Raw genomic sequence first — 22,741 nt, 5'->3', positions numbered from 1 at the left:
GACTACTTCTCCTCGCGGAAGTCGACGTGTCTGCGCAGCACGGGGTCGTACTTGCGCAGGACGAGACGGTCGGGATCGTTCCGGCGGTTCTTCCGGGTGACGTAGGTGTAGCCGGTCCCGGCGGTCGAGCGAAGCTTGACGACGGGCCGGATCTCGCTGCGTGCTGCCATCAGAACTTCTCCCCGCGGGCACGCAGACGTGCGACAACGCTCTCGATGCCGTCGCGGTCGACGATCTTGATGCCCTTGGTGGACAGGTTCAGCGCGACCCGGCGTCCGAGCGAGGGTACGAAATAGGTTCTGCGCTGGATGTTCGGGTTCCACCGCCGGCTGGTGCGGACGTGGGAGTGCGATACGGATCTCCCGAAACCGGGTCGCCGTCCGGTGAGTTGGCACGTGGCCGACACGTCGGCTCCTTTCGTAGGTAACGACAATCATTTTCGACAAACTGCGTCGCCAACTGTACGCTTTGATATCGTTAATGACAATCGTTATCGAAAGGAATGCTGTGGACATCAGGACGCCGCTCGTCATCGTCTGCGGATGGCGCGGACGGACTGCGCAGGCCGCGCGGTCACTACTGCGTCCGGGCACCGCGGTCGTCCACCATGACCTGTCCGGTCTCGACCAGGGCGTACTCCGCCGCTCCGTGCTCACCGTCGAGGATGAACGCACCGAGATCCTCGAACTCGCGCACGGGTGCGTCTCCTGCACACTGCGCGAGGATCTGCTGCCGCTTCTGCGCCGCATGCGCGACTACAGCAGCGTCGACCGGATCGTGCTGCACCTCGACCCGCAACTCGAACCCGAGGCATTGTGCTGGGCAGTCGAACATGTCGTGGTGAGCGGGATCGTCGGTCGTGTCGACGGACCTGCGTCCCTCGATGTCCGGGTGGACGGCGTCGTGACCTGCCTCGACGCCGCAACCTGGCTCGAGGACGCGACGGGCGACGACGAACTGAACGAGCGTGTCGACGACGACCGCACCCTGGCGCAGGTCGTCGTCGGCCAGGTCGAGTTCGCCGATGCGCTGGTGGTGCTCCCCGGAGCGGACGGCTGGCAGCAGGCGCGCCTGCACGCGGTGCTCACCCGACTCGCCCCGGACGCGCCGATCGCGTGGGCGGGGGAACCGGACGTCGAGCGGCTCCTCCGGGAGATACCCGCCACCGCCCGTCGGGGGGCGATCGACGGGGCGCACTCGCCTCTCCTACGAGGTCGACCGCCTCTCGACGACGACTGCGGAATCCGCCTCGTCGAGTTCTCCGCCGACCGGCCGTTCCATCCGGAACGTCTCCACCACGCGATCGACGTGCTGCTCGACGGCGTCGTGCGCGCCCGCGGGCGACTGTGGGTCGCCACCCAACCCGACAATGCGCTGCTCGTCGAATCAGCCGGTGGAGGACTGCGGGTCGCTCACGCGGGGCCATGGCTCGCGTCGATGACTCCCGATCAGCAGCGCGAGATCCCGGCGGAACGCCGCGCGATGGCGTCGCTGCGCTGGGACGAACGCTACGGCGACCGGGACACGAGCATCGTCGTCCTCGTCCACGACGCCGACTCGGAACTCATCGACCGCACGCTGCGCGCGGCGGTCGTGACAGACGACGAGTTCGCCCGCCCCGATCTGTGGCCGACCTGGCGCGACCCCTTCGGCCGATTCCACGAAGACCCTTGTGACGACCTCCCGGCAGACCGCCGCGACAACGAGAGAGAAGGACACCGATGAAATCAGGCCTGCATCCCGACTACCACCCCGTGGTCTTCCAGGACGCCAACACCGGCGCCACCTTCCTGACCCGCTCCACCGCGACATCCGAACGCACGACCGTCTGGTCGGACGGCCTTACCTACCCGCTGATCGTCGTCGACGTCACAAGCGACTCGCATCCGTTCTGGACGGGCGCCGCCCGCCTGCTCGACACCGCCGGTCGCGTCGAGAAGTTCGAACGCAAGTACGGCCGGCGCCGACCCTGATCCCGCACGTCCCGACATCGAAGGAGAACCACATGGCAGTCCCCAAACGCAGGAAGTCCCGCTCCAACACCCGTCACCGCCGGTCGCAGTGGACGGCGAAGGTCCCCGATCTCGTGCCGATCACGGTCGACGGAACGACCGTGAAGGTGCCCCGCAGGCTCGTCGAGGCCGTGCACAGGGGTGAGGTCGACCCGCGGACCGACTGAGTCGTAGAGCCCGCCGGCCACCGCGGGTTCTCAGCGCGCTCTCAGTAGGCGCAGGCCACAATGGTGATCATGCGCATTCTGGTGGTCGACGACGACCGTGCAGTGCGGGAGTCGCTGCGCCGGTCACTGAGCTTCAACGGATACACGGTCGACCTCGCGACGGACGGGCAGGACGCCCTCGAACAGGTCGCGACGTCGCGTCCGGATGCGATGGTGCTCGACGTCATGATGCCGCGCGTCGACGGCCTCGAAGTGTGCCGCCGGCTCCGCAGCACCGGCGACGACCTGCCGATCCTCGTCCTCACGGCGCGCGACTCCGTCTCGGAGCGGGTCGCGGGTCTCGACGCGGGGGCCGACGACTACCTGCCGAAACCGTTCGCGCTCGAGGAACTGCTCGCGCGACTGCGGGCGCTGCTGCGTCGTGCCGCGCCCGACCCGGACTCGTCCGCCGACGAGGTGCTGCGGTTCGCCGACCTCAGCCTCGACCCTGCGACCCGCGAGGTCACTCGCGGCGACCGGCCGATCAGCCTCACCCGCACCGAGTTCTCCCTGATGGAGATGCTCATGGCAAACCCGAGGAGGGTCCTCACGCGCAGCCGCATCCTCGAGGAGGTGTGGGGTTACGACTTCCCGACCTCCGGCAACGCCCTCGAGGTCTACGTGGGGTATCTGCGACGCAAGACCGAGGCCGGTGGGGAACCGCGCCTGATCCACACGGTGCGCGGCGTCGGGTACGTGCTGCGCGAGACCCCGCCGTGAGCGACCTGATGCGACCACCTCTTCTCCTGACCCGCTCGGTGCCGCTGCGCATCCGCGTCACGCTTCTCGCGGCCGGCGCAGTGGCGCTCGCCGTCGCCGTCACCTCCATCGCGGCCTACGCCGTGGTCTCGCGGGCGTTGTACTCGGAGGTCGACACCCAGTTGCGGGCGCGGGCCGCCGCGCTCGTCGAGTCGAGCACCCTCATCACCTACGACCCGCGCTACATCGGTGGGGCCCAGCTCTACAGCTCCGACATCAGCGTTGCCCTGATCTACCCGGATCTCGGCAGGTACGTGCCGCCGGGCTCGTCGGTGCCCATCGGCGAACCCGAACTGGCGGTGGCCGAGGGCGACCGGGAGTCGTCGCTGCGCACCGTCGCCCAGCAGCGCGTACTGGCCCAGCGCATGCCCGACGGCAGCACGGTCGTGATCGCGCAGCGACTGCGTCCCACCGTCGAGATCCTCAACCGCCTGGCGAGTGTGCTGTTCATCGTCGGCGGGTGCGGGGTGGTGCTCGCCGCCGCCGTCGGCGCGACCGTCGGCCGCACCGGTCTGCGTCCCGTCGCCCGGCTCACCGCCGCCGCCGAGCGGGTCGCGCGCACCGACGACCTGCGGCCCATCCGGGTGACCGGCCACGACGAGCTCGCCCGCCTCACCGAGAGCTTCAACATGATGCTGCGTGCGCTCGCCGAGTCGCGAGAACGGCAGAGCCGGCTGGTCGCCGACGCCGGCCACGAACTGAAGACACCACTGACCTCGCTGCGCACCAACATGGAACTGCTCATCGCCGCGAGCCGTCCCGGTGCACCGAGCCTGCCCGACGAGGACATGGCCGAGCTGCGGGCCGACGTCATCGGCCAGATCGAGGAGTTGTCGACGCTCGTCGGCGATCTCGTCGACCTCGCTCGTGAGGATGCGCCGGAGACGGTCTTCGAGGTCGTCGACGTCGCCGAGGTGGTGGACCGCAGTCTCGAACGTGCGCGTCGACGGCGTACCGACATCGAGTTCCGGGCCACCACCGAGCAGTGGTTCGTCTTCGGCGACCAGGCCGGACTCACCCGCGCCGTGGTCAACGTCCTCGACAACGCGGCCAAGTGGAGCCCGGCGGGGGAAGACGTCGTCGTGAACATGCGGCAGATCGCCAGCGGTCTGATGGAGCTGACCGTCGACGACGCCGGCCCGGGGATCCCGGAGGAGGAACGCGAACTGGTGTTCGAACGGTTCTACCGGGCGACGACCGCGCGGTCGATGCCGGGATCCGGTCTGGGACTGGCCATCGTGCGACAGATGGTCACGAAGCACGGCGGGACGATCGCCGTCGAACGGTCGAATCGGGGCGGCGCGCTGATCCGCATCGTGCTGCCCGGCACACCGGCCCTCGACGGAGAGACACACCCCACCGAGATCGAATGAATTCGACAGCAGAATCGCGGGTAGTTCTGATGCGACTCTCAGCTGCCCGGTCCATGCTGGACGAAGAAGCGCGGAGGTGCTCGACGCACCCCGCATCATCGGCCACCGCACGCCGACGTCGACCCGTATGCGTCCGGTGGCCCCGGCGGACGAAGGTGAAGTGACGAATGAGTGAGGACCCCACCCGCGGCGCGGGAGCACCGCAACCGCAACCCCATCCGTACGGCCCCGGCGGATACACCGGCCCCTACCCGCACACACCCCAGCAGTCGGCACCTCCGCCACCGACCGCAGGATCCGGCCGGATGCCGGGTCGCTCCGCCCTCGCCGTGGGGGCCATCGCGCTCGCGCTGGTGAGCGGCGGCATCGGTGGCGCGGTCGGCGCGTGGTCGGTGCGCGATTCGTCCGGACCGGTCGTCAACTCCCTCGACGCTCCGAAGCCCGATACCCAGTCGGTCGCCGCTGCCCCCGAGGGCAGCGTGCAGGCCGTCGCCGACAAGGTCGTGCCGAGCGTCGTGCGGATCGAGGTCGCAGGACGCACCGGCGCGGGTGAAGGGTCGGGCGTGGTCCTGTCGTCGGACGGATTGATCCTCACCAACAACCACGTCGTGGCGGGTGGAGGTCAGGGGGCGCAACTGACGGTCTTCTTCTCGGACGGGTCCACCGCGCCGGCGACGGTCGTCGGTGCGGATGCGGTGTCGGACATCGCTGTCATCCGGACCGAAGGGCGCACCGATCTCACTCCCATCGAACTCGGTAGTTCGGAGAATCTCGCGGTAGGCCAGGAGGTCGTGGCCGTCGGATCACCGCTCGGACTGCAGAGCACCGTGACGGCGGGCATCGTGTCCGCACTCAACCGGCCCGTGTCCACGAGCGGGGACAACGCCAATCAGGCGTCGGTCATCGACGCGATCCAGACCGACGCGGCGATCAACCCCGGCAACTCCGGCGGTGCGCTGGTCGACATGGAAGGCCGCCTCGTCGGCATCAACACCGCGATCGCCACGGCCGGCGGACAGTCGGGTTCGATCGGCCTCGGTTTCGCGATCCCCGTCGAACAGGCCCGGCGTGTCGCGCAGGAACTCGTCGACACGGGTAAGGCGACGCACGCGATCATCGGTGTCCAGGTTCCGTCCCGGGACGACGCCTACGGTGCGCGCGTCGTGGAGGTCGTGCCCGACGGGCCGGCCGACCGAGCCGGAATCCCCGACAACGCGATCATCGTCCGGGTCGACGATCGGGTCGTGACCGACGGCGACTCGCTCATCGCCGCGATCCGCTCCCGCGCGCCGGGGGACACCGTGAAGATCACCTACAAGACGCCCGACGGCAACGAGACCACAGTCGACGTGGTGACTGCGTCGGATTCGGCCGGACGATGAGGAACGACATGGACATAGCTCACATTCCGGTACAAGAGCCGCATGCTTTCGAGCCGCAAACTACCGTGGACCTCATGGAACTCGAAGCTCCCAGAAAAGGCCGCGCACTCGTCGTCGTCGTCGACGATCGCGTCTCCCACGGCGACAGTCCGGACTCCGCGGGTCCGCTCGTCACGGAGCTTCTCGTCGAAGGTGGCTTCGCCGTCGACGGTGTCGTCACGGTCGCTGCCGACGAGGTCGAGATCCGAAATGCACTCAATACTGCAGTGATCGGCGGCGTCGACCTGGTGATCTCCGTCGGTGGCACCGGTGTCACCCCGCGCGATGTGACTCCCGACGCGACCGAGGACGTACTCGATCACGAGATCCGCGGCATCGCCGAGGCGCTGCGTTCGTCGGGCCTGGCGTCGGGCGCCGTCGACGCCGGCCTCTCCCGTGGTCTCGTGGGAGTCTCCGGATCGACGCTCGTGGTGAACCTCGCGTCGTCGCGTCCCGCCATCCGCGACGGGATGGCGACGTTGTTGCCTCTCGCCGCACACGTCATCGAAGAGTTGTCCTGGATGGAGGAGTGACGACGCCGTGTCCGACGACCGTGATCCCTCGCACGACGAGGTGACCGGCGAGCAGCAGCAGAGCCGTGCCCGGATCGACCGGGCACGGCTGGCGCGCATCTTCGGGGATGTACTTCCCGAGACGACACGCGACGAACGCGGCGAGAACGACTCCGGCGGTGGCGACTCGGATGAATGGCTGCGCAGGCAGGTGCCTCCGCACCATTCCGGTGGGTGATCTGTATCACTGATGTCGTGTTGCGCTCAACCGGATTCCACCCGTTGTCGACCGCAACGAAACGTCGCCGCAACGGTCCGTTCATCTCCATCTGGTCCGCGCGATCTTTTGAATCTGTGTTTCCAGTCACAGAAGGCATTTCGTCCTGCACTCCGGGTGCACTGAATATGTGGCTTCTACCTGCGCTGATGTGGCGGTGGGCGGGTCATGTACGTGTAATCCCGGGTTACATATTCCACCCCGAAAAGTGTCCGGTTTGCCCGCTTCGGTGAATCGCTGGGCGTGTGGCCTGCACCGCGCCTATACCGGAGCGTTACGAAAGCTAGGCGTTGCTCCAGGAATGGTCACGGTCTAATCTCCCTCTCAGGTTCAAACCGGTCGAGCCCAGGCTTCACGGCCTGGGCTCGGTCACGAATCGGTAAAGCAAAACCGTGCGGACGATGGACGTACCGACACACCGACGGGTGATCCGCCGGTGTGTTCGCTGTGGACAGCGGCCCGCGGGCGACAGGGCGACCACTTGTTGTCGGACGCGGTGCGCAACCCGGCACGCAGAGAACGGATGAGGCATTCATGAAGATTCAGACGCGACGTGGCTTCCGGGCCACCCGCAACGCCACGGTGGCAGCAGCTGCTGTGGCCGGTCTGGTTCTCGGATCGGCCGGCGCCGCAGGTGCCGAGGTCAACGACCAGAACCGGATCGTCTCCAACGGCCACGAGGTCATCGTCACGCAGGAGGACACCTTCATCAACGGTGTGCCCCCGATCGGCGGCAGCCCGCTGAGCCGTGAGTGGTTCCACAACGGCCGCGGCATCGCCAACATCTTCGGCCCCGAGGCGGCGGACTTCGAAGGCTCGACCTTCCAGTTCGGCTACCAGGTCGCGTGGACCGCGTCCGTCGACGGCGCAATCGGTTTCAGCTGGACCAGTCCCGATGTCGAGTTGGGTCTCTTCCCCACGACGACGCCGTCCTACGAAGAGATCGATGTTCCAGTCCTCAAGGACGGTCAGGCGCAGTACGTCAACGAAAAGGGCGAGCCGGTTGGCGCCGACGCCGAAGGCGCAATCCTCGTGACCGAGAAGGCGTACCAGAAGATCGAGGGTGGCGGCGAGACCGTCGTCAACACCGAGTCGACCGTGTCCGGGATTCTCCCGCAGGCGACCGCAGGCATCGAGCTGACTCCCGCTCCGGGTATCGAGGAAATCGTGGTTGCCGAGGGTGAGTTCGACGGCGATTACAAGGAAGTCCAGATCGCCAACATCCACGGTGCCGCGACGGGCGTCATCGGCCCGGTCTCCCTCCGTCCGTTCGTCCGTGTGATCACCGAGAACGGCGACAACGTCACCACCTACGGCCAGGTCTGGACCCTCTAGTCCTGCTCCGCGCCATCCCGCAAGAAATCCCCACCACCACAAACGGAGTAATCATGGGAATCAAGTCGCGTGGCTTCAAGGCCGCTCGTAACGCCACCGTCGCCGGTGCCGCCGTCCTCGGTCTGGTGCTCGGTGCCTCGGGCGCCGCTTCGGCCGAGGTCAACGACCAGAACCGCATCGTCTCCGACGGCCTCGAGGTCGTCGTGACCCAGGAAGACACCTTCATCCAGGGTGTTCCGGCCCTCGGTGGCAGCCCGTTCAACCGCGAGTTCTTCCACAACGGCCGCGGCACCGCGAACCTCCTCGGTGAGGGCGCAGCCGACGCCGAGGGCACCACCTTCCAGTTCGGCTACCAGTTCGCGTGGGCCGGCAGCATCGACGGTGCCATCGGCGTGACCTACTCCACCCCGCAGCTGGAGCTCGAGATCAGCGACTCTGTCGGCGCAACCGTTACCGACATCCTCCCGCAGGCCTACGCCGAGCTCGAGCTGACCCCGGCTCCGGGCATCGAGGAGCTCGTCGTCGCCGAGGGCGAGTTCGACGGTGATTTCAAGACCGTTCAGTTCTCCAACGTCCACGGCACGGCCTCCGGCGTCCTCGGCGCCGTCCAGGTCCGTCCGTTCGTCCGCGCCATCACGGCCAACGGCGACAACGTCACCACCTACGGCGCTCCCTGGACCGTCTAAGTAGACGTCCGGCTCAGCCGAACACAGCACGACAAGACCGGGCTCGCTCGAATCTCGAGCGGGCCCGGTCTTTTTCGTCGTCGACCACCTACTCGATGCCCGGGTTGGGTTTGGCGTGAGCGCCCTGAGTAGCCTGGCCTGCCTGTGCCTCGAGGATGTCGCGGATCTGGATGAGCAGGTCCTCGGCGCTGGCCTGCTTGTCCTCCGGTTCGGTGACGAACTTCTTCTTCGCCGCGTTGGCGGGGACGATGAGCACGAAGTACACGACCGCGGCGATGATGATGAAGTTGATGATCGCGGAGATCACCGCGCCGATGTTCACGAAGGTCTCCGGGTTGCCGCTCACGATCTCGAAGCCCCAGCCCATCTCGTTGTCGCCGCCCACCGCGCTGATGAGCGGCTCGATGATGTTCGCGGTGAAGGCGGTGACGATAGCGGTGAATGCCGCACCGACCACGACCGCGACGGCGAGATCGAGGACGTTGCCCCTGAGTATGAAGTCCTTGAAGCCCTTCAGCATGGTGTGCTCCTTTTCGCGGCCTGTCCGCCGGAGCCGCGCACATGAGGTAGGTCACACGGACGTTCACACGATAAACCGCGAGGTCGGTTACGGGTGGCGATTGCGCTGGGGAAACGAGCGGATGCTCAGTGCAGTGTGACGGTCAGAGCACTGACGAGTGACGCCGCCGCGACCGCCGTGGCAGGTTCGGGCTCCAGCGCGACCAGCACGACCCGCTCGTTCCGATCCCTCGTCGAACCGCCGGATTCGGCCAGCACCACCACTGCACCCCGAGCGAGGACGTGGGCGCCGGGCAGGGGTCCCTCTTCGGTCTCCGTCACCGTCAGGACATCGACGCGGTCGCCCTCACGGAGCAGTTCGCTCACCCCGGCATCGGCGAGCCGGATGGGCACTACGCGGGCCTCGGTGGAGCCGGTGGCGACTGCGGCGAGACGAGGACCGAGAAGGCGGGTGTCCACGAGGGGTTCACCGGCCGGCACAGGGCCGGCGAGAGTGTGGCCCACGGCGTCGTCGACGTCGTGCAGGGTCCCGGCGACCACAGTGGACCGATCGCGCTCCACGTGCGCGACATCGTCGGCCGTGAGGGTGTGCCCGGGCGCGAGATCGTGAGCCGCGACAACGACACCCACACGATCGGTGTCGGGGTCGCCGCGCAGCGCGAGGATCACCGCGAGGACGGCGAGGAGTCCGGCCGCGATCCGTCGGGCCCGGACGATGCGCGACCAGCCGGGGCGGAGGAGTTCGACGAACCGGTCGGGGAGGGTGGGCTGCAGCGAGGCACCCGCAGAGGAGCGCGAGTGGTGCGGATGCGCGCGCGCACGCTGGAGGAACGAGAAAGGGCCGACGGGCATGCCCCGAACCTAGAAGGTGGGGATGCTCTGTCGGCCCCGATGAACCCTCGGAGACGGCGGTCTGTGGATGACTCGACCGCCTGTGGACAAAGGAGTCCGGAGGTCAGCTCGCGGCGGCCGCCGGAGCCGAGGACGTGCTGCTCGACGACGAGCTGCTGTCGCTCGACGAGGAGCTGGTCGAGCTCGTCGACGCGGATTCGCTCGCGGTGCTGCCGCTGCGGGAGTCGGTGCGGTAGAAGCCGCTGCCCTTGAACACGATGCCGACCGAGTTGAAGAGCTTGCGCAGCTTGCCCTCGCACTGCGGGCATTCGGTCAGGGAGTCGTCACTGAAGGACTGCACGATGTCGAACTTGTTGTCGCAGGCCGTGCAGGCATATGAGTAGGTGGGCACCGGTTGATCCTCCGCCAGTTCGTCGAACCGCAGTATTCGTCGTACTGCAGTTTTGGCACTCTACCGCCGACAGTGCCAACAGCGCTAGGGAGTGTGTTGTTCCGCACGGTCGCCGCTACCGAGCCGGACCAGCCCTTTCCCGGGTGTCAGCGCCCATCCCATACGGATGTCGTGGGGGTCCTCGGGGAGTTCGTCGACGAGCTCTTCATCGCGGACCACCGCGATGATCACGGCCTCGGGTGAGGCGAGGTGCAAGGTGCGGTCGTAGAAGCCGGCGCCGCGGCCGAGCCGCACGCCCCGCGCGTCCACCGCCAGGGCCGGGACGAGCACCGTGTGAGCCTTCGCCACCGCCTCGGGCGGGAAGATCTCACCACCCGGCTCGCGCAGCCCGAAATCGGCCGCCATCAGCGTCTTCTCGCCCATGTAGCGGGCCCACGACAACGGTTCGCCGGTGCGGGTCACCGGGACGAGCACCGTCGTTCCGGCCTCGGTCAGAGCGTCGAGGAGCGCGATCGATCCGGGCTCCGAACCCACGGGCACATATGCGCACACCATCGACCCCGCCGGGGCCAGCGTCGAGGCCACCGTGGCGAGCGCGGTGTCCTCGATTCTGCGCCTCGCAGCACTCAGCTCGCGCCGAGCTGTAAGAATGCGGTCACGCCAGACCGCTTTCGGGGGTGGGGGCATGTCTGCGCCTTACGATCGCCGAACCACCGTCCTCGGTGGCCGAAGTTTAGGGTGGGAGTCTATGACGAACAGTACGACCGGAGGCACGCGGCATTTCAAGACCGCGGTTGTCCCCGCAGCAGGTATGGGGACGCGGTTCCTTCCCGCAACCAAGACGGTTCCGAAGGAACTCCTGCCGGTGGTCGACACGCCCGGCATCGAGCTCGTGGCGGGTGAAGCCGCGGAGTCGGGCGCCGAACGCCTTCTCATCGTGACAGCGCCGGGTAAGGACGGCGTGGTCGCGCACTTCGTCGAGGACCTCGTCCTCGAGTCCAAGCTCGAGGAGAAGGGCAAGTACGAGCTCCTCGCCAAGGTCCGCAAGGCCCAGGGGCTGCTCGAGGTCGAGTCCGTGGTCCAGGAGAAGCCGCTCGGCCTCGGTCACGCCGTGGCGTGCGCCGAAGAGGCGCTCGATCCCGACGAGGACGCGATCGCCGTGCTGCTGCCCGACGACCTCGTGCTGCCGGTCGGCGTGCTCGAGACGATGCAGCGCGTCCGCGCCAAGCGTGGCGGTTCTGTGCTGTGCGCGATCGACGTGCCCAAGGAACAGGTCAGCGCGTACGGCGTCTTCGACGTCGAGGTCGTGCCGGACGCCGCCAACCCCGACGTGCTCAAGGTGCTCGGCATGGTCGAGAAGCCGGCCGTAGAGGACGCACCGTCGACCTTCGCCGCCGCCGGCCGATACCTGCTCGACCGGGCGATCTTCGACGCACTGCGTCGCATCGAGCCCGGAGCCGGGGGAGAGTTGCAGCTCACCGACGCAATCGCCCTGCTCATCTCCGAGGGCCACCCCGTTCACGTGGTGGTGCACCGCGGCACCCGACACGACCTCGGAAATCCCGGGGGCTATCTGCGCGCTGCGGTTGACTCGGCGTTGAACACGGAAGAGTACGGGCCCTCGCTGCGCGAGTGGCTCATCGAGCGCTTGAAGCGCTGACTGCAGGACGGGCTGGAGGACGAGAAGCAGTATGCGGTCGGTTGAGGATCAGCAGGCCAGGGTCACGGCGGCGGCAGTCGCACCCCGGCCGGTCCGGGTGGCCATTTCCGAGGCGCAGGGTCTGCTGTGCGCGGAGGAAGTGGTCACCGAGCGACCCCTACCCGGATTCGACCAGGCGGCGATCGATGGCTACGCCGTGCGCAGCGTCGACCTCCAAGCCCCGGCCGAGACCGACGGCGGGTCCGCGCCCGCCGAGGTGACGCTGCCGGTCGTGGGCGAGGTGCGTGCCGGTTCGCGTCAGCCGATCCGTCTCCAGCCCCGTCAGGCGGTGCGCGTCGACACCGGTGCGCCGCTGCCGACGCTCGCCGACGCGGTGCTGCCGCTCGACAACACCGACGGCGGTGCCGCGCGCATCAAGGTGCTCGAACCGGTGCGGTCCGGCGACTACGTGCGCCGCACCGGCGACGACGTCCAGCCCGGCGACATCGCAGTGCGGGCCGGGACGATCATCGGGGCCGCCCAGGTAGGTCTGCTCGCCGCGGTCGGCCGCGACAAGGTGCTCGTCCATCCGCGCCCGCGACTGTCGGTCATCTCCGTCGGCGGCGAACTCGTCGACGTCGACCGCACCCCGGGGCCGGGACAGGTCTACGACGTCAACTCCTACGCGCTGGCCGCGGCCGCGCGTGACGCCGGAGCCGACGTCAACCGGGTCGGGATCGCCAGTACCGACCCGAAGCGGCTGCGCGAGGTCGTCGAGGGTCAGCTGATCCGCGCCGAGATCGTCGTGATCGCCGGGGCCGTGGGCGGCGGCGCGCTCGAGGAGGTCCGCGAGGCGCTGTCCGATCTCGGCGAGATGGGCGTCGAGCGGATCGCGATGCATCCGGGCTCGGTCCAGGGCTTCGGACGTCTCGGCCGCGACGAGGTGCCGACCTTCCTGCTGCCCGCCAATCCGGTGAGCGCGCTCGTCGTCTTCGAGGTGATGGTCCGGCCGCTGATCCGCATCGCGCTCGGCCGTCGCCAGCCGATGCGCCGCGTGGTCTCGGCACGCACGGTCGCCCCCATCACCTCGATCCCCGATCGCAAAGGTTTCCTGCGCGGCCGGCTCATGCGCGACGAAACGACGGGCGACTATCTCGTGCAGGCGCTCGGCGGCGCCGCGGGTTCGTCGTCGCATCTGCTCGCCACCCTCGCCGAGGCGAACTGTCTCGTCATCGTCGATCCCGAGGTCTCCGAAATCCGCACGGGAGACCCGGTGGACGTGGCGTTCCTCGGGCAGCGTGGTTGATGTCCCGTCATCCCGGCTGGCCGGCGGAGCTCGGGCCGCTGCGGGTGGCAGGGGGCGTGGTGACCGTCCGATCGATCCGACTGCGCGACGCCGCGGCGTGGAGCCGTCTGCGTCTGCGTGATCGCGCGCATCTCGAGCCGTGGGAGCCGACCGGTGAGGCGCCGTGGGACATGCGGCACCACATCTCGGTGTGGCCCGGGCTCTACCGGAGTCTGCGCTCGGAGGCCCACAAGGGCCTGATGCTGCCGATGGCCATCGAGCTGGACGGCAGATTCTGCGGGCAGCTGACGGTGGGCAACATCGTGCGCGGAGCGTTGCGCTCGGCCTGGATCGGCTATTGGGTGGAGAAGGAGGTCAACGGCCTCGGTGTCGCGACCGCCGCCGTCGCCCTGGGCCTCGACCACTGCTTCGGCCCGGTCGGGCTGCACCGCGTCGAGGCCACCGTGCGCCCGGAGAACGAGGCCAGTCGCGCGGTGCTGCGCAAGGTCGGCTTCCGCGATGAAGGTCTGCTGAAGCGCTACCTCGACGTCCAGGGCCGGTTCCGCGACCATCTGCTGGTCGCGATGACGGTCGAGGAGGTGCCGGGCTCGGTCTCGGATCGCCTCGTCCGTGCCGGTCGCGCGACCTGGTCCTGATCGCTTTCCGTCTCGAGTCGGGTTCGTCCGCTATGTAACGCAGGTTACTCGCAACTCGAGTAACAATCCCCAGCGCGTGTGGGATCTCTGTGATTAGAGTGAAGAAAGTGTCAATTGGTTTCGCGTGACTCGAGTGACGTCTGTTGTCGATCGAGTCGGCGTTTCTGTACAGGTAAACGCGGTGATGCCGTTAGCCTCATGTAGGTCGGTGGCGTCGACGGGCTGGTAGGGCGACGACTGGAGGGAGGACCACCGGATGCCGAACTCGCTTCTGTGGATCGGGCTCGTTGCCGTGTGGTTGTTCGTTCTGGTTCCCATGCTGGTCACGAAGCGTCCTCGAATCCGGCAGACGACCGACGCCGCGCTCGCAACTCGAGTTCTGCACCGCGGAGACGACGAGCCGATCACCCCTCGAGGGCCGGCCGCCGGGCACCGCAGCGATCCTCATTGGCGTCCGAGTCGTGACCGCACGCACCGCACCCCCGCGGAGGACCGCATGAACACTGAACTCGACGACAGGCCGGAGATCGATTCCGACGAGGCCGACGTCCACCACGAAGCAGCACCCGATCGTGAGCCCGTGCGCGCACACGCACCGCAACGCCGGGGCCGCGGCGGATTCGACCCGCACGCCGATGCGGTCGCCAGCGCCGCACGATACGAATTCCGGCAGCGGGCCGTCCTCGGCCTGCTGATCGCCGCGATCATGACCTCGGCGCTCGCCCTGATCGTCTCGTCGGTCATGTGGTGGCTCGCCGGTCTCGCGGCCGTGGCCCTCGTCGCCTATCTGTTCTACCTGCGGCGCCAGGTGCATCTCGAGCAGGAGATCCGGCGGCGTCGCCTCGCGCGACTGCAACGGTCCCGCGCGGGGGCCCGCGGCGGCCACGACGACGTTCCACAGCGCCTGCGTCGCCCGGGGGCCGTGGTCCTCGAGGTCGACGACGAGGATCCGGAGTTCGAGCACCTCGATCGCTACGAGGACGACTACGGCATCGACCACGGCTACGACGTCCGAGCGAGCGACGGCGACGACGAGCCCGGCGACTACGTCGTTCCCCGCGCAGTGGGGGAATGATCGTCCTGCGACGCTTACGGCGGGGCCCGCACCGAATCTGTGCGGGCCCCGACCCGGCTTCGGAGCAGGCCGTGAAATCGCCCGTCACCTGCGCCGACACTCCGATTTCGTGATGGACGGGGTGGTTTGCTAGAGTTTGCGAGTCGGTTCCCTCGGAACCTACGGGGCTGTGGCGCAGTTGGTAGCGCGCTTCGTTCGCATCGAAGAGGTCAGGGGTTCGATTCCCCTCAGCTCCACCCCTGAAAGCCCCGCCCTCGGCGGGGCTTTCGTCGTATGCAGGGCCATTCGCTGGCGGGTCCACGCCGAACCCGGCAGACTGTATGGCATGGACCACAGGATGAGTGACGACGAGTTGCGTCGGGCGATCCGGGTACTGCGCGAGCGCGCCGACCTCGCGCGCAGCGAGAATCGCCACGACGATGTCGAGATGATCGAGCGCACGATTCGGCAATACCAGGAGGAGATGGCCCAGCGGCTCTGAGTTTCCATCCGCCGGAGCCCAACACTCCGGCTCACAGGTCGCTTCGCTCGGACACACAAGTCGCTTCGCTCGGACACACAAGTCGCTTCGCTCCGGCGCATCCGGTTCGTCCGTGGCGCGCCGGAGCATCGAGTCGTCACGGCGAGGCTAGGGTGTCGCCATGGCGATCACCGACCTGCGCGGAACCAAATTCCTTGTGACCGGCGCGGCCAGCGGAATCGGCCGCGCCCTGGCCCATGCGGCCTCCGATCGCGGGGCCCGGCTGGTGCTCACCGACCTGCAGGAGGCGGCCCTCGACGAGGTCGTCCGCAGCGTTCGTGAACGCGGCGGCACCGTGCTGCACTCGGCCGCCCTCGACATCTCCGACTACGAGGCCGTCACCGCCTTCGCCCGCGACGTGCACGAGGCGTGCGGGTCGCTCGACATCGTCGCCAACGTCGCCGGAGTGTCGGTGTGGGGCACCGTCGACCGGCTGCAGCACGAGCACTGGAAGCTCATGGTGGACGTCAACCTCATGGGGCCCATCCACGTCATCGAGAACTTCGTGCCGGCCATGATCGAGGCCGGTCGCGGCGGGCACATCGTCAACGTCTCCTCGGCCGCCGGGCTGCTCGCCCTGCCGTGGCACGCCGCCTACAGCGCAAGCAAGTTCGGTCTGCGGGGAGTGTCGGAGGTGCTGCGGTTCGACCTCAAGCGCGACGGCATCGGTGTCTCGCTGGTCGTCCCGGGGGCCGTGCGTACACCGCTCGTCGACACCGTGCAGATCGTCGGCGTCGACCGTGATCGTCCCGAGGTCCGCAAACTCACCCAACGGTTCGTCCGCCACGCCGCGACTCCCGAGAAGGTGGCCGAGCGCATCGTCACCGGCATCCTGAAGAACCGCTTCATGGTCTACACGTCCTTCGACACCCGGTTCGGTTACTGGTGGGCGCGTAAGTTCGCGCCGCCCTACAACCTCGTCATGCAGGCCGCCAACGACTACTTCCGTCGCGTCGTCGGCACCAAATGAAATTCGGCGCGACATGATTCAGTGGATCCGATACCGCTCGGCGGGGCCGGAACCACCTGAATCATTCCGGCGCGCGGTGCAGCTCGGCGTGCAAATGATGCGTCAGAGGGGTGTCGGCGTGGGCCATCCAGAAGTCGTAGACCAGCACGTCGCCGTCGACCTCGAAACGCCGCCGGACCTCGTGCACGGGCTTGGCGTCGGGTGAGCGCTCCAGGGTGAGGGTGGTGAAGTCCAGCACGCCGCCCTCCGGCCGGGCCCGCTGGATCTCGACGAACCCGGTGGGCTGCGAGACGAGCAGTTCGACGTCGTCGCCGCTGCGGCGCAGGTAACCGTTCTCGGTGTGCAACGGGCGTCCCTCCGTGCGGTGCCGCGTACGGCTGACGTACATCAGGAAGGGCTTTCCGGGAATGGTGGCGAACTCGATCGTCTCGTCGTACGCGAAGTCGTCGATGGTGCGGTAGTGGCCGTCGCCACCTCCGGTCCAGCGCCCGGCGAACGGTGCCAGGCACCCGAGCGGGTCGTCGGCCATGAAATCTCCCTCGCGTTCTCGGTGTGTTCTTCGCAATCGTTGCCGCCGTACTCGACGCGCCTGACCCGGATGCCGCCGTCCTGCGCGATACCGTGAGCATATGAGTCATCGCTGGGGTGTCGAGTCCGAAGTCGGTGAACTCCGCGCCGTGATGCTGCACCGGCCCGGTGCCGAACTCGAACGCCTCACGCCCCGCAACAACGACCAGCTGCTCTTCGACGCCCTGCCGTGGGTGGCGCGCGCCCAGGAGGAACACGACGCCTTCGTCGAGCTGCTGCGCAGCCGCGGGGTGGAGGTGTTCCTGCTGGCCGACCTGCTCACCGAGACACTCGAGGCCAGTGGCGCCGCGCGGGTGCAAAGCGTGTCGTCGGCCGTCGACGCACAGCGTCTCGGTTATGCCCTCGCGGAGGAGTTGACGGGCCATCTGCGTGCCCTGCCCGCTGCCGAGCTCGCCCGGATCCTCATCGCGGGCATGACCTTCGACGAACTGCCCGCGGTGGGCAACGGCGCTGCCCCGTCCCTCGTGCGGCTGATGCACCACGGTTCCGATTTCGCGATCGCACCGCTGCCGAACCTGCTCTTCACGCGCGATTCGTCCTTCTGGATCGGCTCGCGCGTGGCGATCCCCAATCTTGCGCTGCCCGCGCGCCGGCGCGAGACCAGCCTCACCGACCTCATCTACGCCTTTCACCCGCAATTCCTCCACGTGCGACGCGCGTACGAATCGCACACCGCGCCCGTCGAGGGTGGCGACGTGTTGCTCCTCGCGCCCGGCGTCGTCGCCGTGGGGGTGGGGGAGAGGACGAGTCCCGCCGGTGCGGAAGCGTTGGCGCGCAGTGTCTTCGACGACGAGCTCGCGCACACCGTGTTGGCGGTCCCGATCGAGCAGCGCCGGGCGTCGATGCACCTCGACACCGTGTGCACGATGGTCGACGTCGACGCGGTGGTGATGTACCCGGCGATCCGGGACAGCCTCCAGGCGTTCGCCATCCACCGCGAGAACGGCGCGGTGCAGATCTCGGGGCCGCGCCCCTTCCTCGAGGCCGCCGCCGACGCGATGGGGATCGAGGAACTGCGTGTCATCGACACCGGTCTGGATTCCGTTGTCGCCGAGCGTGAGCAGTGGGACGACGGGAACAACACGCTGGCCGTGGCGCCCGGCGTCGTCGTCGCCTACGAACGCAATGTCGAGACGAACACCCGCCTCGAGGATTCGGGGATCGAGGTACTGCGGATCGCCGGGTCGGAACTCGGTTCCGGCCGCGGCGGTCCACGATGCATGTCGTGCCCGCTCTCGCGGGCGGTCCTGTAACTCCTCGTCAGAGGATCTCGCGCACCTTGTCGACCGGACGCGCGAGCACGGTGCCCTTGTCGGTGACGACCAGCGGACGCTCGATGAGGATCGGATTCGCGACCATCGCATCGAGCAGTTCGTCCTCGGACGCCTCGGCCAGGTTCAGCTCCTTGTAGAGCGATTCCTTCTTCCGGATCGCTCGACTCGGTGTGAGACCTGCCGCATCGAGCAGCGCCTGCAGTTCGTCTCGGGAGGGCGGAGTCTCGAGATATTTGATGACCGTGGGTTCGAGTCCGTTCTCCTTCAGCAACGCCAGAGTGTTGCGTGACGTGCTGCAGCGCGGGTTGTGATAGATCGTCGCCGTGGTTGCCATGGCCCGATTCTGCCCCGGCGCAATCCGTAACCCGCTGCCACCCGCCGCCGTGTTGCCCGATTCGTCCCTGTTGAAGCCGGTGGGCAGCGTTACTACGATCTCCGCGCACTGAAGTTTTTCGAATTCTCACCAGAAAAGGTACGGAGCACGATGCTCAAAGGTTTCAAGGATTTCCTGCTGCGCGGAAATGTCGTCGAACTCGCCGTCGCAGTGGTCGTCGGCGCGGCGTTCACGTCCATCGTCACGGCGTTCACCGATCACATCGTGAACCCGCTGGTCGCTGCAGTGGGTGGCGACAATGAGATGGGCTTCGGCTTCCGCCTGCTCTCGTCGAACGACGCGACCTTCGTCAACCTGGGCGCCGTCATCTCCGCGGCGATCAACTTCTTGATCATCGCGGCCGTCGTCTACTTCGTGCTCATCGTGCCGGTCAACGCGGCCAAGGCCCGCTTCGCGCCGGAGAAGGAGCCCGAGGACGAGCCGCTGAGCGAGACCGATCTGCTCATCCAGATCCGCGACCTGCTCGAGACCGGGAGTTACAACCACGCCCCTGCCGAGGTGCCCTCGGCCGAAGCACCCGTCAAGGTCACCGAGCGCTGATAACCTGCGAGAATGCTCGACCTCGCCATCGATCCAGACTCGCCTGTCCCGCCGTTCGAGCAACTGCGGCGACGCATCGTCGACCTGGTCCACGATGGTGAGCTGATCGCTGGTACCAAGCTGCCCACCGTCCGGGGCCTCGCCGACACCCTCGGCATCGCTCCGAACACGGTCGCCAAGACCTACCGGGAACTCGAGAAGGTGGGTGTGCTCGAAGCCCGGGGGCGGGCGGGGACGTTCGTCGCCGACACGGGCGATCCCACCCGCACGCGGGCCCAGCGATCCACCAACGAGTACGTAACCGAGGTGAGGGCACTCGGGATGTCCGACGAGGAGATCCTCGAGTTCGTCTCGGCCGCCCTGCGCGCGGGTTGACCTGTCGATCTTCGAGTTCGTGCAGAGAATGCACGGCGCGTCCGGAATGTGATGATTTTCTCGGGTTCGACGATTCCGCTCCGCAGGCGCCCGAAACTTGCAAGGTTTGTTCGCATGAATGTCCCTGGTGATCGGCCCGGGTCCGAGGAGATCGACGAGGTCTCGGGCGCCCGTGCTTCTGAAGTAGCCGCGTCCGCGGCGCATCCGCCGCAGACCGACAAAGTGGTCTTCGGAGTCGCTGCCGCGCTGGTCGCGGCGATCGTGGTGTGGGGCTTGGCCGCCACCGACAATTTCGGGACCGTTACCGGGAACATCCTCGACTGGATCGTCGTCGAGTTCGGTTGGTTGTTCGTGCTCACGGCGAGCGGATTCGTGTTCTTCGCGCTCTGGCTGGCGGTGAGCCGATACGGCCGCATTCCGCTCGGCAAGGACGACGAGAAGCCGGAGTTCCGCACCGTCAGCTGGATCTCGATGATGTTCGCCGCCGGCATGGGCATCGGCTTGATGTTCTTCGGTGTCGCCGAACCGCTCTCGCACTTCGTCGAGCCGCCACCGGGCAGCACCGGCGGCACCGGCGTCGCGATGGCGACCTCGATGTTCCACTGGAGCCTGCATCCCTGGGCGATCTACGCCGTGGTGGGTCTGGCCATCGCCTACGGCACCTTCCGCAGGGGTCGCAAGCAGCTCATCAGCTCGGCGTTCATCCCGCTGCTGGGACGCCGGGCCGAAGGTCCGCTCGGCAAGGTCATCGACATCCTCGCCCTGTTCGCGACCCTGTTCGGCACCGCGGCGTCGCTCGGCCTGGGCGCGCTGCAGATCGGCTCGGGCTTCGAGGTCACCGGCTGGCTCGAGACGGCCGGGGTGATGCTGCTCGTCGCGATCGTCGCACTGCTCACGCTCGCGTTCATCGCCTCCGCGGTCACGGGTGTCGCCAAGGGCATCCAATATCTGTCGAACATCAACATGGTGCTCGCCGCGATCCTGGCGATCTTCGTGTTCGTGCTCGGACCCACCGTCTTCATCCTCAACCTCGTGCCCACCACCCTCGGTGCCTACGCCGCGGAGTTCGCCCGCATGTCGGCGCGCACGGCCGCCTCCAACGAGGCCGCAGGTGAGTGGCTGTCGAGCTGGACGATCTTCTACTGGGCGTGGTGGGTCTCGTGGGCGCCCTTCGTCGGCATGTTCCTCGCCCGCATCAGCCGCGGCCGCACCATCCGCGAGTTCATCGTCGGTGTCATCCTCGTCCCGAGCCTCGTCAGCCTCATCTGGTTCTCGGTGTTCGGCGGCGCCGGTATCGGACAGCAGCTGGACGGCCTGGACATCGCGGGTGCCGACAGCGTCGAAGGACAGCTGTTCGGGGTGCTCGGCAACCTCCCGCTCACCGGCATCGCCACGGTCGTCGCGATGCTCCTCATCGCCATCTTCTTCATCTCCGGAGCGGACTCCGCGTCGATGGTGATGGGCAGCCTCAGTCAACGCGGCACCCTCGCGCCGAATCGCGGCGTCGTGGTCTTCTGGGGCGGACTCACCGGCGGTGTCGCGGCCCTGCTGCTGTGGAGCGGCGGCGAGGAAGCCCTCAACGCCCTGCAGACGATGACGATCATCGCGGCAGCTCCCTTCCTCCTCGTGATGATCGGTCTGTGCGTGTCGCTGTACCGGGATCTGCAGCGCGACCCCCTGATCACGGGCGGGCGCAGGAAACGGACACTGCGCAAGGTCGAATGACCGAGCGGTCCCACATCGAGGACGTCGAGTTCCTGCTCGACGTCCTCGATGCGCGTCCGGGCACGTCCGTCCTCGCGATCGACGCCGGGCCCGCCTCCGCCGTGGTCGCCGAGAACGTCGGTCCCCACGGCCGCGTGCGCGTGGCACCCTCGGTGACCCGCGCCCACGAGTTCGCGCAGCGGGAGAAGTTCGACCGCATCTACGCACTCGACATCCCCGACCTCCGCGAGGACACCGCCGCCGCGGCCGCCCTCGCGCCGCTGCTGACCGACGACGGACAACTGTGGGTGATCGACGGGGCAGGACCGGGGGAGGACACCGGAACCGTCTCGATGACCGTGAGCACCGTTCTCGCACGGGCAGGATTCGCGATCGTCGACATCCTCGAACGCGGATCGCGAGTCGCGGTGTGGGCGGCGGCCGGACGACGGCATCACGGGTGACACACGACGCCGCGTGCCTGCGGTGAGTTGTCGCCCACCCCGAGTACGGTGTCGCCTGCCCGGCAGTTGCTCTTCGAGAGGAGTGCGCGTGACCGACACCGACCGATTCGACGACGCCCTCGACCGCGATTGGTCCCGTTACGCCTCGCAACTGGCCCGGCGCATCTCCGAACTCGCCGGACCCGACGCCTTCGAACTGCACGCCGAGACCGCCTCGGGGCCCGCGGCCTGCGTGCGGGTGCTCGCGAGCGCCGGGGGACACGCCACGATCGAGGTCACCGGATCCGAGCCGGTCACCAGGCCCGTGTCCGAGGCCGACACGCTCGCCCGGCACATCGTGTCGGTGCTGCGCGGTCGCGGGAAGGTGCCGCATCCGGCCTTCTTGCAGGCACACCCGCCCTCAGCCCTCGGCGACCTCCGCGAACGCGTGAGCGATGCGCTCGCGCACGCCCTCGGCCGCCCTGTGCCGGTCGACGCCGACGGCGACTTCGTCGTCGTCCTCGACTCCCATGTGGTCTTCGTCGTGATCGACGACGACGGCAGCATCCGGCTGTGGGCACCGCTGCTGCACGCGATCCCCGAGGACGACACCCCGGGAGCCACGCCCACCGGCGGTCGCACCCACGCGCTCGCCGAGCTCACCGAACTGAACCGGACGTGGCCGCACATCAAGGTGGTGCTCGTCGAGGACCGGCTTGTCGCCACCGTCGACCTGCTCGGCGATCCGTTCGTGCCCCGCCACCTGTCCGAGCTGCTCCAACGACTCAAGGGCTTCCTCACGGTCGTCGACGAGCGATTCGAGCGCCGCTTCGACGGCATCCGCTACGGCTCCGACAGGGACCGCGACGTCGAGCTGGCCGAGGGCAGCGTGCTCGACGAACCCAACTGAGCTCTCCTCGGGACGAGCGACTGCG

At 67.9% G+C, this 22,741-nt stretch carries 30 protein-coding genes and 1 tRNA gene; 23 read left to right on the top strand and 8 right to left on the bottom strand.

The window, feature by feature from the left end; translation table 11 throughout:
• Positions 1 to 2: 2 nt before the first annotated feature.
• Positions 3 to 170, bottom strand: a complete 168-nt coding sequence (gene rpmG / locus ACQR3U_RS14430; RefSeq protein WP_006553778.1) for a 50S ribosomal protein L33 — start codon at positions 168 to 170, stop codon at positions 3 to 5.
• Positions 170 to 406, bottom strand: a complete 237-nt coding sequence (gene rpmB / locus ACQR3U_RS14425) for a 50S ribosomal protein L28 (RefSeq protein ID WP_006553779.1) — start codon at positions 404 to 406, stop codon at positions 170 to 172. The genes rpmG and rpmB overlap by 1 nt, the downstream gene beginning before the upstream one ends.
• Positions 407 to 507: 101 nt before the next feature.
• On the opposite strand from rpmB, the gene mrf reads away from it, so the two are divergent.
• The 10 genes from mrf (at position 508) to ACQR3U_RS14375 (ending at position 8,581) form a co-directional block, all read left to right on the top strand.
• Positions 508 to 1,725, top strand: a complete 1,218-nt coding sequence (gene mrf / locus ACQR3U_RS14420; protein ID WP_006553780.1) for a ribosome hibernation factor-recruiting GTPase MRF — start codon at positions 508 to 510, stop codon at positions 1,723 to 1,725.
• The gene (locus ACQR3U_RS14415) at positions 1,722 to 1,973 is read left to right on the top strand and encodes a type B 50S ribosomal protein L31 (RefSeq protein WP_006553781.1); all 252 of its coding nucleotides are present in this window, start codon (positions 1,722 to 1,724) and stop codon (positions 1,971 to 1,973) included. Before mrf ends, ACQR3U_RS14415 begins: the two co-directional genes overlap by 4 nt.
• A 32-nt stretch (positions 1,974 to 2,005) precedes the next feature.
• Positions 2,006 to 2,179: a 50S ribosomal protein L32 gene (gene rpmF / locus ACQR3U_RS14410; RefSeq protein ID WP_006553782.1), complete on the top strand. Its 174-nt coding sequence runs from the start codon at positions 2,006 to 2,008 to the stop codon at positions 2,177 to 2,179.
• A 69-nt stretch (positions 2,180 to 2,248) separates the two neighbouring features.
• Positions 2,249 to 2,938, top strand: a complete 690-nt coding sequence (locus ACQR3U_RS14405; protein WP_006553783.1) for a response regulator transcription factor — start codon at positions 2,249 to 2,251, stop codon at positions 2,936 to 2,938.
• A gap of 8 nt (positions 2,939 to 2,946) precedes the next feature.
• Positions 2,947 to 4,350, top strand: a complete 1,404-nt coding sequence (locus ACQR3U_RS14400) for a HAMP domain-containing sensor histidine kinase (RefSeq protein ID WP_050993447.1) — start codon at positions 2,947 to 2,949, stop codon at positions 4,348 to 4,350.
• Positions 4,351 to 4,517: 167 nt separating this feature from the next.
• Positions 4,518 to 5,732 (top strand): S1C family serine protease, encoded by a 1,215-nt coding sequence (locus ACQR3U_RS14395; RefSeq protein WP_170318558.1) that lies wholly within the window; start codon positions 4,518 to 4,520, stop codon positions 5,730 to 5,732.
• 74 nt (positions 5,733 to 5,806) lie between these two features.
• Positions 5,807 to 6,304, top strand: coding sequence for a MogA/MoaB family molybdenum cofactor biosynthesis protein (locus ACQR3U_RS14390; protein WP_006553786.1), 498 nt, complete (start codon positions 5,807 to 5,809; stop codon positions 6,302 to 6,304).
• Positions 6,305 to 6,311: 7 nt separating this feature from the next.
• The gene (locus tag ACQR3U_RS14385) at positions 6,312 to 6,521 is read left to right on the top strand and encodes a hypothetical protein (RefSeq protein WP_006553787.1); all 210 of its coding nucleotides are present in this window, start codon (positions 6,312 to 6,314) and stop codon (positions 6,519 to 6,521) included.
• 573 nt (positions 6,522 to 7,094) lie between these two features.
• The gene (locus ACQR3U_RS14380) at positions 7,095 to 7,895 is read left to right on the top strand and encodes an MspA family porin (protein ID WP_230810720.1); all 801 of its coding nucleotides are present in this window, start codon (positions 7,095 to 7,097) and stop codon (positions 7,893 to 7,895) included.
• A gap of 53 nt (positions 7,896 to 7,948) precedes the next feature.
• Positions 7,949 to 8,581 carry an MspA family porin gene (locus ACQR3U_RS14375; protein WP_006553789.1) on the top strand — a complete coding sequence of 211 codons (633 nt, stop codon included), beginning with the start codon at positions 7,949 to 7,951 and terminating at the stop codon, positions 8,579 to 8,581.
• 88 nt (positions 8,582 to 8,669) lie between these two features.
• On the opposite strand, the gene mscL (ACQR3U_RS14370) is transcribed toward ACQR3U_RS14375, so the two are convergent.
• From mscL (ACQR3U_RS14370) to ACQR3U_RS14355, 4 genes are all read right to left on the bottom strand, one after another.
• Entirely contained in the window at positions 8,670 to 9,101 is a 432-nt protein-coding gene (gene mscL / locus ACQR3U_RS14370; protein ID WP_006553790.1) for a large-conductance mechanosensitive channel protein MscL, read from the bottom strand.
• A 125-nt stretch (positions 9,102 to 9,226) separates the two neighbouring features.
• The gene (locus tag ACQR3U_RS14365) at positions 9,227 to 9,952 is read right to left on the bottom strand and encodes an SAF domain-containing protein (RefSeq protein ID WP_006553791.1); all 726 of its coding nucleotides are present in this window, start codon (positions 9,950 to 9,952) and stop codon (positions 9,227 to 9,229) included.
• Positions 9,953 to 10,055: 103 nt separating this feature from the next.
• Positions 10,056 to 10,343, bottom strand: coding sequence for an FmdB family zinc ribbon protein (locus ACQR3U_RS14360; RefSeq protein WP_006553792.1), 288 nt, complete (start codon positions 10,341 to 10,343; stop codon positions 10,056 to 10,058).
• Between the two features lie 84 nt (positions 10,344 to 10,427).
• Positions 10,428 to 11,030, bottom strand: coding sequence for a 5-formyltetrahydrofolate cyclo-ligase (locus ACQR3U_RS14355; protein WP_024103191.1), 603 nt, complete (start codon positions 11,028 to 11,030; stop codon positions 10,428 to 10,430).
• Between the two features lie 61 nt (positions 11,031 to 11,091).
• Here ACQR3U_RS14355 and ACQR3U_RS14350 point away from each other — a divergent pair, with 61 nt between their 5' ends.
• The 7 genes from ACQR3U_RS14350 (at position 11,092) to ACQR3U_RS14320 (ending at position 16,488) form a co-directional block, all read left to right on the top strand.
• The gene (locus ACQR3U_RS14350; RefSeq protein WP_006553794.1) at positions 11,092 to 12,003 is read left to right on the top strand and encodes a UTP--glucose-1-phosphate uridylyltransferase; all 912 of its coding nucleotides are present in this window, start codon (positions 11,092 to 11,094) and stop codon (positions 12,001 to 12,003) included.
• Between the two features lie 31 nt (positions 12,004 to 12,034).
• On the top strand, positions 12,035 to 13,288 hold the full coding sequence (gene glp / locus ACQR3U_RS14345) for a molybdotransferase-like divisome protein Glp (protein WP_019288788.1): 1,254 nt from the start codon (positions 12,035 to 12,037) through the stop codon (positions 13,286 to 13,288).
• Entirely contained in the window at positions 13,288 to 13,923 is a 636-nt protein-coding gene (locus ACQR3U_RS14340) for a GNAT family N-acetyltransferase (RefSeq protein ID WP_230810721.1), read from the top strand. Before glp ends, ACQR3U_RS14340 begins: the two co-directional genes overlap by 1 nt.
• 256 nt (positions 13,924 to 14,179) lie before the next feature.
• The gene (gene sepX / locus ACQR3U_RS14335; protein ID WP_230810722.1) at positions 14,180 to 14,998 is read left to right on the top strand and encodes a divisome protein SepX/GlpR; all 819 of its coding nucleotides are present in this window, start codon (positions 14,180 to 14,182) and stop codon (positions 14,996 to 14,998) included.
• Between the two features lie 163 nt (positions 14,999 to 15,161).
• Positions 15,162 to 15,234 (top strand) — tRNA-Ala (locus ACQR3U_RS14330).
• 101 nt (positions 15,235 to 15,335) lie between these two features.
• Complete coding sequence (locus ACQR3U_RS14325) at positions 15,336 to 15,479, top strand: hypothetical protein (protein WP_153811617.1); 144 nt, start codon at positions 15,336 to 15,338, stop codon at positions 15,477 to 15,479.
• 160 nt (positions 15,480 to 15,639) lie between these two features.
• Positions 15,640 to 16,488 (top strand): SDR family oxidoreductase, encoded by an 849-nt coding sequence (locus tag ACQR3U_RS14320; protein ID WP_006553797.1) that lies wholly within the window; start codon positions 15,640 to 15,642, stop codon positions 16,486 to 16,488.
• A gap of 61 nt (positions 16,489 to 16,549) precedes the next feature.
• Here the strand turns inward: ACQR3U_RS14320 and ACQR3U_RS14315 are convergent, their stop codons facing one another.
• Positions 16,550 to 17,017 (bottom strand): FABP family protein, encoded by a 468-nt coding sequence (locus ACQR3U_RS14315; RefSeq protein WP_006553798.1) that lies wholly within the window; start codon positions 17,015 to 17,017, stop codon positions 16,550 to 16,552.
• A gap of 100 nt (positions 17,018 to 17,117) precedes the next feature.
• Between ACQR3U_RS14315 and arcA the strand changes: the two genes are divergently transcribed.
• On the top strand, positions 17,118 to 18,329 hold the full coding sequence (gene arcA / locus ACQR3U_RS14310; RefSeq protein WP_230810723.1) for an arginine deiminase: 1,212 nt from the start codon (positions 17,118 to 17,120) through the stop codon (positions 18,327 to 18,329).
• 7 nt (positions 18,330 to 18,336) lie between these two features.
• Here the strand turns inward: arcA and arsC are convergent, their stop codons facing one another.
• Positions 18,337 to 18,684 carry an arsenate reductase (glutaredoxin) gene (gene arsC / locus ACQR3U_RS14305; protein WP_006553800.1) on the bottom strand — a complete coding sequence of 116 codons (348 nt, stop codon included), beginning with the start codon at positions 18,682 to 18,684 and terminating at the stop codon, positions 18,337 to 18,339.
• Positions 18,685 to 18,834: 150 nt separating this feature from the next.
• On the opposite strand from arsC, the gene mscL (ACQR3U_RS14300) reads away from it, so the two are divergent.
• The 5 genes from mscL (ACQR3U_RS14300) (at position 18,835) to ACQR3U_RS14280 (ending at position 22,716) form a co-directional block, all read left to right on the top strand.
• Entirely contained in the window at positions 18,835 to 19,284 is a 450-nt protein-coding gene (gene mscL, locus ACQR3U_RS14300; RefSeq protein WP_006553801.1) for a large conductance mechanosensitive channel protein MscL, read from the top strand.
• Positions 19,285 to 19,296: 12 nt separating this feature from the next.
• Positions 19,297 to 19,659 (top strand): GntR family transcriptional regulator, encoded by a 363-nt coding sequence (locus ACQR3U_RS14295; protein ID WP_039583790.1) that lies wholly within the window; start codon positions 19,297 to 19,299, stop codon positions 19,657 to 19,659.
• A 114-nt stretch (positions 19,660 to 19,773) separates the two neighbouring features.
• Entirely contained in the window at positions 19,774 to 21,384 is a 1,611-nt protein-coding gene (locus ACQR3U_RS14290; RefSeq protein ID WP_006553803.1) for a BCCT family transporter, read from the top strand.
• Positions 21,381 to 21,827, top strand: coding sequence for a hypothetical protein (locus ACQR3U_RS14285; RefSeq protein WP_019288786.1), 447 nt, complete (start codon positions 21,381 to 21,383; stop codon positions 21,825 to 21,827). The genes ACQR3U_RS14290 and ACQR3U_RS14285 overlap by 4 nt, the downstream gene beginning before the upstream one ends.
• An 88-nt stretch (positions 21,828 to 21,915) precedes the next feature.
• Positions 21,916 to 22,716 (top strand): T3SS (YopN, CesT) and YbjN peptide-binding chaperone 1, encoded by an 801-nt coding sequence (locus ACQR3U_RS14280; RefSeq protein WP_230810724.1) that lies wholly within the window; start codon positions 21,916 to 21,918, stop codon positions 22,714 to 22,716.
• The last annotated feature ends 25 nt before the right edge of the window (positions 22,717 to 22,741 follow it).

This window comes from Rhodococcus sp. IEGM1339 (genome assembly GCF_050321925.1).
Taxonomy (GTDB): domain Bacteria; phylum Actinomycetota; class Actinomycetes; order Mycobacteriales; family Mycobacteriaceae; genus Rhodococcus; species Rhodococcus pyridinivorans.
Note: the sequence above shows the minus strand (reverse complement) of the source record. Positions and strands in the feature narration are given on the sequence as shown.

Excerpts from the sequence above, each read along its gene's own strand:
- ACQR3U_RS14295 (WP_039583790.1), top strand. The coding sequence starts at position 19,297 with ATGCTCGACCTCGCCATCGATCCAGACTCGCCTGTCCCGCCGTTCGAG.
- ACQR3U_RS14325 (WP_153811617.1), top strand. The coding sequence starts at position 15,336 with ATGAGTGACGACGAGTTGCGTCGGGCGATCCGGGTACTGCGCGAGCGC.
- ACQR3U_RS14315 (WP_006553798.1), bottom strand. The coding sequence starts at position 17,017 with ATGGCCGACGACCCGCTCGGGTGCCTGGCACCGTTCGCCGGGCGCTGG.
- ACQR3U_RS14415 (WP_006553781.1), top strand. The coding sequence starts at position 1,722 with ATGAAATCAGGCCTGCATCCCGACTACCACCCCGTGGTCTTCCAGGAC.
- ACQR3U_RS14340 (WP_230810721.1), top strand. The coding sequence starts at position 13,288 with ATGTCCCGTCATCCCGGCTGGCCGGCGGAGCTCGGGCCGCTGCGGGTG.
- ACQR3U_RS14365 (WP_006553791.1), bottom strand. The coding sequence starts at position 9,952 with ATGCCCGTCGGCCCTTTCTCGTTCCTCCAGCGTGCGCGCGCGCATCCG.
- ACQR3U_RS14355 (WP_024103191.1), bottom strand. The coding sequence starts at position 11,030 with ATGCCCCCACCCCCGAAAGCGGTCTGGCGTGACCGCATTCTTACAGCT.
- arcA (WP_230810723.1), top strand. The coding sequence starts at position 17,118 with ATGAGTCATCGCTGGGGTGTCGAGTCCGAAGTCGGTGAACTCCGCGCC.
- ACQR3U_RS14395 (WP_170318558.1), top strand. The coding sequence starts at position 4,518 with ATGAGTGAGGACCCCACCCGCGGCGCGGGAGCACCGCAACCGCAACCC.
- glp (WP_019288788.1), top strand. The coding sequence starts at position 12,035 with ATGCGGTCGGTTGAGGATCAGCAGGCCAGGGTCACGGCGGCGGCAGTC.
- ACQR3U_RS14375 (WP_006553789.1), top strand. The coding sequence starts at position 7,949 with ATGGGAATCAAGTCGCGTGGCTTCAAGGCCGCTCGTAACGCCACCGTC.
- ACQR3U_RS14380 (WP_230810720.1), top strand. The coding sequence starts at position 7,095 with ATGAAGATTCAGACGCGACGTGGCTTCCGGGCCACCCGCAACGCCACG.
- mscL (WP_006553790.1), bottom strand. The coding sequence starts at position 9,101 with ATGCTGAAGGGCTTCAAGGACTTCATACTCAGGGGCAACGTCCTCGAT.
- ACQR3U_RS14405 (WP_006553783.1), top strand. The coding sequence starts at position 2,249 with ATGCGCATTCTGGTGGTCGACGACGACCGTGCAGTGCGGGAGTCGCTG.
- mscL (WP_006553801.1), top strand. The coding sequence starts at position 18,835 with ATGCTCAAAGGTTTCAAGGATTTCCTGCTGCGCGGAAATGTCGTCGAA.
- ACQR3U_RS14400 (WP_050993447.1), top strand. The coding sequence starts at position 2,947 with ATGCGACCACCTCTTCTCCTGACCCGCTCGGTGCCGCTGCGCATCCGC.
- ACQR3U_RS14390 (WP_006553786.1), top strand. The coding sequence starts at position 5,807 with ATGGAACTCGAAGCTCCCAGAAAAGGCCGCGCACTCGTCGTCGTCGTC.
- ACQR3U_RS14320 (WP_006553797.1), top strand. The coding sequence starts at position 15,640 with ATGGCGATCACCGACCTGCGCGGAACCAAATTCCTTGTGACCGGCGCG.
- rpmF (WP_006553782.1), top strand. The coding sequence starts at position 2,006 with ATGGCAGTCCCCAAACGCAGGAAGTCCCGCTCCAACACCCGTCACCGC.
- ACQR3U_RS14285 (WP_019288786.1), top strand. The coding sequence starts at position 21,381 with ATGACCGAGCGGTCCCACATCGAGGACGTCGAGTTCCTGCTCGACGTC.
- ACQR3U_RS14290 (WP_006553803.1), top strand. The coding sequence starts at position 19,774 with ATGAATGTCCCTGGTGATCGGCCCGGGTCCGAGGAGATCGACGAGGTC.
- arsC (WP_006553800.1), bottom strand. The coding sequence starts at position 18,684 with ATGGCAACCACGGCGACGATCTATCACAACCCGCGCTGCAGCACGTCA.
- ACQR3U_RS14350 (WP_006553794.1), top strand. The coding sequence starts at position 11,092 with ATGACGAACAGTACGACCGGAGGCACGCGGCATTTCAAGACCGCGGTT.
- sepX (WP_230810722.1), top strand. The coding sequence starts at position 14,180 with ATGCCGAACTCGCTTCTGTGGATCGGGCTCGTTGCCGTGTGGTTGTTC.
- rpmG (WP_006553778.1), bottom strand. The coding sequence starts at position 170 with ATGGCAGCACGCAGCGAGATCCGGCCCGTCGTCAAGCTTCGCTCGACC.